At 37.4% G+C, this 5,861-nt stretch carries 5 protein-coding genes; 3 read left to right on the forward strand and 2 right to left on the reverse strand.

Translation table 11 applies throughout. From position 1 onward, the window contains the following. Positions 1 to 2,204, reverse strand: a 2,204-nt coding sequence (locus ENL20_00130; GenBank protein ID HHE36968.1) for an SIS domain-containing protein, incomplete at its 3' end; no start/stop codon positions are given. Between the two features lie 72 nt (positions 2,205 to 2,276). Continuing rightward, positions 2,277 to 2,969 carry a 2-C-methyl-D-erythritol 4-phosphate cytidylyltransferase gene (ispD, locus tag ENL20_00135; protein ID HHE36969.1) on the reverse strand — a complete coding sequence of 231 codons (693 nt, stop codon included), beginning with the start codon at positions 2,967 to 2,969 and terminating at the stop codon, positions 2,277 to 2,279. A gap of 393 nt (positions 2,970 to 3,362) precedes the next feature. On the opposite strand from ispD, the gene ENL20_00140 reads away from it, so the two are divergent. The 3 genes from ENL20_00140 to ENL20_00150 form a co-directional block, all read left to right on the forward strand. Beyond that, positions 3,363 to 4,085, forward strand: a complete 723-nt coding sequence (locus tag ENL20_00140; protein ID HHE36970.1) for an rRNA pseudouridine synthase — start codon at positions 3,363 to 3,365, stop codon at positions 4,083 to 4,085. A gap of 231 nt (positions 4,086 to 4,316) precedes the next feature. Then, the gene (gene ychF / locus ENL20_00145; GenBank protein ID HHE36971.1) at positions 4,317 to 5,396 is read left to right on the forward strand and encodes a redox-regulated ATPase YchF; all 1,080 of its coding nucleotides are present in this window, start codon (positions 4,317 to 4,319) and stop codon (positions 5,394 to 5,396) included. Between the two features lie 246 nt (positions 5,397 to 5,642). After that, the coding region (locus tag ENL20_00150; GenBank protein ID HHE36972.1) for an ATP-binding protein at positions 5,643 to 5,861 on the forward strand (219 nt) is incomplete at its 3' end.

The raw sequence follows: 5,861 nt of genomic DNA on the forward strand, positions 1-5,861 counted from the left end.
TCCGCCAGATCAAAGGCTTTCTCTAAGATCTCATTGAAATAACGGATCATTTTCCTGACATTCTTAAATCCGAAAACCGTGTTCTTTCCTAAAATCGTATTCGGTCCGTGTTTAAATTCCGATGCTTCTCCGCCTTCCGCATGATTCAAAACCGTTTCCCTGATTTTGAGTGCACCTTCTTTGGCAACTCCTATCATTTTAGTCGCCAGAATGTGCAGCGAAGGTTCCATATAAATTTTGCTGCTTATATATTCGATCCCTTCTCTGGAAGTAGCGATCGTATCTTCGATCAATTTAGGAATATCCTCGATAGATTTATATCTCTGATCGAGTTTCCTGCTCAATTCCCTGATCAAATCCTGACTCCCGTTTTCCTTTTTCAGGTTTTCCAACTTCAATTCTGCTATTTTTATAGCCAGATAATAGAATAAAGTAATTTGATTGATGAAACTTTTTGTAGCAGGAACAGCGATTTCCGGTCCGCAGAAAATGGGTATGGAAACATCGCTCTTTTCCTGTCCGAGAGTGGAATTCATATTATTCGCCAGCACGATCATCTTGATCTTCAGTCCGGAATCTTCCACATCATTGAAGATGTCGATCAGATCTTTTGTTTCACCGCTCTGGGAAACTCCGATGATGACATCATTATCCTTTAAACTTTTCGAATATTGTCCGCGGAAATCTCCCGGTAAGCAGGGAATTATTTCCAAATTGGCAATTTCATTAAAAAACAAAGCTGCAACTTTGGAAGCATGAAAAGAAGTTCCGCAGGCAATCGTATAAATATTACGATTGTTCTTGATGGAATTATCTATGATCTCCAGAAAATTCCTGATACTTTCCTGGAATTGTTTGACATCACTCAATTCCGAAATCGAATCTAAGGCTTTGGCAATGAGAAGTTTTTTCTTATCAAAATGAGATTCAAGCAGATCGATGAAAGTGTTTTTATCAGTGGAAAAGAAATACTTTTTCTCGAATCCTTCCGTAACCAGTACATCATAAATGGAAGTGTATTCTTCCCTCACTTTACGATAAAATTCCGCAGCTTTTTCGGAATCATTGAACTTATTAAAGATCTTACTTTGTTTTTGAAAATCGTCTTTTTTCAGAATATTCTCACCAATATCCTTCATCTCCTCATGAATATTTTCCCGTTTCAGAAGTTCGACCATTCTGCGACCGGTATTCGATCCTCCCTGGAAAAGTTTGATCAACTTGCCGGAAGTTTCGATCTCTGCCTGGATCTCCTGTTCCATAAAATATTCAAAAGGTGGAATAAGTTCCGTATCTTCCGCACGCAATTTGGAGCGAACCGGTTTTTTCTCTATCTTTGAACCTTGTTTGATGATCAGATCAGGTTGATTCGGTCTTTTTATTTTAAGATCTTTGAAAGCATAAACATTGAAATTATTCTGATCATACTCGACAAATTCACCTTCCCGCAGATTGACCAGCATTTTCGTAAAGCGCAGAACAGCAGTCAGATCAGAAGAAGCTAAACCGAAATTATTACTATCTATTTCACCAATCCCGAAATACAGACTACTTCCCGCTTTGATCGCATAAACCATTTCCGTGTGAGGATCAACGATCACTGCTGCATAAGAACCGACCATTTTTTTGGAAGCATTAATGATCGCCTGTCGCATGCAGGCTCGACGCTTTTCCGGTATGAAATGTTCGTTGCTTGCGATCTTGCTCAACTCATTATCAAAATAGTGTTCAACCGTATGTACCAGCATTTCACCGTCATTATCTGAGACAACATTATGACCTTCGGAAAGGAGGAATTTTTTCAATTCCCGTGTGTTGGTGATATTGCCGTTATGAGCACCGTAAATAAAATTTTTGCATTTCACGATATGCGGTTGGGCATTCTTTTTGGTCACAGTTCCGAAAGTTGCCCAGCGTACCTGTCCGCAGAATATTTTCCCGGCCTGTTCTTCAATACCGAGAGTTTTTACAAGGGTGCTGGGAGCTCCCACATCTTTAAGTAAAGTTACTTCCATATTTTTTGTCTGGAAAACACCGCCAGTCGAGTCATAACCGCGATATTCGAGTGCTTTCAATAAAGTCGAGGCATATTTTCCTAAATTCAGCGAGACTTTGGAAAGACTCAATCCCAGAACTCCGCATCCGGTCCCGAACACAGGAATCGGGATAGAAATTTTCAATTTTGTAAGGAATTTCAAATTCATTATTTTACCTTTTTTATTTCTTCTTGCTTCTCTTATGTTCCTTCTCTTTTAATAGAAGGATACAATGATGAGTCACAATTTCTGCTCTAAAATTTTTTTCGCAATTTCAAAGTCAATAAGTTCCGTAATTTTAAAATTTTTGGAACTTCCTTCTAAATAAAAAACCGGTTCTCCGAAATGCTCCAGGATAGCAGCATCATCCGTGAAATAAAGATTTTTTGCTTTTGCCTGCTGATGATATTTTTTAATGAGATGAAAATCAAAAACCTGCGGAGTGAGAGCATTCATCAGGTTTTCTCGGGGAATCGTTTCTATGATCTTTTCCTCATCCACCTTTTTGATCGTGTTCTTCATCCCGCTGACAATGATCACTGCTTTCTGTGTTTGAACTTTCTCGATCAATTCCGAGATCTCCTGCTCCGAAATAAAAGGTCGAACTCCATCATGAATGAGCACATAATCCGTATCTGCCGGACAATTTATTAACGCATTATAAACCGAATCCTGCCGCTCTTTTCCACCAATAATAAATTCGATTTCGGGGAATTCTTTTGAAGTCAGCTCTTTTGATCTTTCAAATTCATCCGGAGGGAGAGAAACCAGCACATTATCTATTTGCGGGTGAAGATAGAATTTATCAATTGTATAAAAAAGAAGCGGACGACCGGCTATTTCCAAAAACTGCTTTTTTGTTCCGGACTGGAAACGCTTACCGCTTCCTCCGGCAGTAATTATTGCAGCTATTTTACTTTTATTATTTTGCATATTGGAGAAGCAAAAAAGGGAGAGATTTATGTCAATTTGTTTTTTTCTCCGCACAGGCGCGAAGGAAGGTGAATGTTCACTCTCTAAACCGCTTTTCTCAATAAGTTATACTTCACAACATCAATAACATTGCACAGATTGACATTTTCTTGACATTCATAATAAAATCACCGCGGAAATCCCCTTCCGGAGATTCCCTGAGAACATTATTCTACTTATTTTTTTGTCAGGTTTGATACCGATGGGATCGCTGAAACCGGAAATGAGTTATAATATTTGATGGTTCATCGCGCCTTTGCGTAGAATAATCCCTTTTTTCCTTGACGGTTAAATCCTCTTTTTTTCCCTTTAGAAATAAATAAAAAGGAAAGTATTTAAGGCTTATAAAAATAGATGAGAATAAATAAATTTTTAGCGAAATGCAATCTGGGATCGAGAAGAGCTGTCGAGGAACTAGTTAAAAATGGTGAGATAGCTGTTAACGGGAATCTTTGTTTTGATCTGACAACTCAAATCGATCCGGAAAATGATGAAGTTGAATTTAAAGGGAAAAAAATCCTTCCCAAAAATGAAAAAATATATCTGATGCTGAATAAACCGAAGAAATACCTGGTTGCACATCAGGATGCTTTTGATCGGAAAACGGTTTATGAACTGCTGCCGGATTTTGATGTTCACCTGTTTGCGGTCGGCAGGCTGGATTATATGTCGGAAGGACTGCTTTTATTGACCAGCGATGGAGATTTTGCCAATAAGATCATTCATCCCCGCTACAAATTACCGAAAGTGTATAAAGTGCTGGTAAAAGGAAATCTCGATAACGAGCAATTGCAAAAACTTCGGGATGGAATTGTTATCGAAGGAAAAAAGACTCAACCGGCAATTGTGTTTGTGAAAAATAGATCACAAGGGAAAATCCAGCTGAGAATGACGATCTTTGAAGGGAGAAAAAGACAGATCAGGAGAATGATCGGGAAGATCGATGGGGAAGTTCTGGAACTGAAAAGACTGCAGATCGCTGATGTAAAACTGGGAAAACTTCCGACCGGAATGTGGAGAATGCTGAAACCGAATGAAGTTTTGAGTTTGATGAATTATAAAAAGAAAAGGGATTAAACACCAAATAACACTGAAAAACACTGAAAAAACCTGATAATGAAGATAAATTTATCCTTGTTCCCAAGCTCCAGTTTGGGAACACAATCGTTCTGAAACTCTGTTTCAAAACACTTTTAACTCAAAAGGGAATTAATTCATTCCCAAACAGGAGTTTGGGAACAAGATGAATAAACATGATATTTAGTTTGTTTTGTTAGTTTTGTTCGTTGCTAAAAAAAAAGGAAAATAATGAAAATAGGATTAATAGGATTACAAAATTCGGGAAAGACCACCATTTTTAATGCTCTCACCGGATTAGAAGCAGAAGTAACTTCTTACTCGACCGGAAAAGTTGAACCGAACATGGGAATTGTGGAAGTCAAGGATGAAAGGATCGAGAAATTGGCTGAAATTTATGAGCCGGAAAAGAAGGTTTATGCTCATATCGAATACATTGATTTTGGCGGATTAACGGGAGAAAATGAAAATATTGATGTTTTTTCCGATTCTTCGATGGCATTGGTAAAAACCGCTGATGCTCTGGCACTTGTTGTCAGGAATTTTAATGATGAGATAATTTCCCAGACTCTCGGTAAGCCTGATCCCATCAAGGATATTCAGCAGATCGAATCCGAACTGATTATTTCCGATCTGATCATTGCGGAAAAAAGAGCAGAGAAAATAATCCTTAATAAGAAGAGAGGATTAAAGGATGCAAAACTTCTGCTGGAAGAGAAAGTAATTAATAAAGTTATCCAATTTCTGAATGAAGATAAACCTTTACGGGATTTGGAATTAGCAGATGATGAAGAAAAATCGATCAAAGGTTTTCAATTCATCAGTCGCAAACCATTACTCATCATCCTGAATTCAGATGAAGATAATTTTGGAGCAAACCAGAAAATACTTAATGAGGTTGAAAAGAATTACAAAGCGATCGAATTTGCCGGAAATTTTGAGATGGAATTGAGTAAACTTCCGGAAGATGAAGCCAAAGAATTTATGGAAGATCTGAATATCAAAGAATCTGCCAGAGACAGGTTGACAAAAAGTTCTTACGATCTGATGGGATACATCAGTTTCTTCACCAAAGGAAAGGATGAAGTTCGTGCCTGGACAATTACGGAAGGAGATAAGGCAGTCGAAGCAGCAGGAAAGATCCATTCTGATCTGGCTCGTGGATTCATCCGCGCGGAATGCTTTTCCTACGATGATCTGATGACAGCAGGTTCGGAAAAAGTCATCAAAGAAAAAGGCCTTTTTCGTCTGGAAGGAAAAAATTATCTTGTCAAAGATGGAGATATTCTGACCATTCGTTTTAATGTTTAAAGTTGAAGAAAGTTCGTTGGATAATATGGAAATTTGAAAAGAAAAGGTGATTGTGATAAGACACAATTTCAGGTTATTACGCAATAAATTCATATAATTATAGATTGATTATATACAACAGATTGTTGTGCGTGGCATGCTGATGTTACCTGCTATCTTATAAAGTATAATGATCAAAGCAATTTGATTTGACAGATATATTCCTAAAAAGAGGTTAGAAATTATTGATGATAAAAGGAATAATAAATGGAAGAAAATCAAAATATTGAGTGGAAAGAAACTTGGAAAGATGATTACATAAAATGGATTTGTGGATTTGCAAATGCCGATGGCGGAATAATATTCATTGGGAAAAATGATAACGGAAATGTTATTGGTTTAAACAATGCGAAAAAGTTACTCGAAGATATTCCCAACAAAGTAAGAAATTTACTCGGAATTATAGTAGATGTAAATCTTCATTCA

The sequence above is a fragment of the Candidatus Cloacimonadota bacterium genome, assembly GCA_011372345.1.
Lineage (GTDB): Bacteria > Cloacimonadota > Cloacimonadia > Cloacimonadales > TCS61 > DRTC01.

What these genes read in the sequence shown, in the direction of transcription:
- ispD (HHE36969.1), bottom strand. Translation starts at nt 2,969, where the DNA reads ATGCAAAATAATAAAAGTAAAATAGCTGCAATAATTACTGCCGGAGGA.
- ENL20_00140 (HHE36970.1), top strand. Translation starts at nt 3,363, where the DNA reads ATGAGAATAAATAAATTTTTAGCGAAATGCAATCTGGGATCGAGAAGA.
- ychF (HHE36971.1), top strand. Translation starts at nt 4,317, where the DNA reads ATGAAAATAGGATTAATAGGATTACAAAATTCGGGAAAGACCACCATT.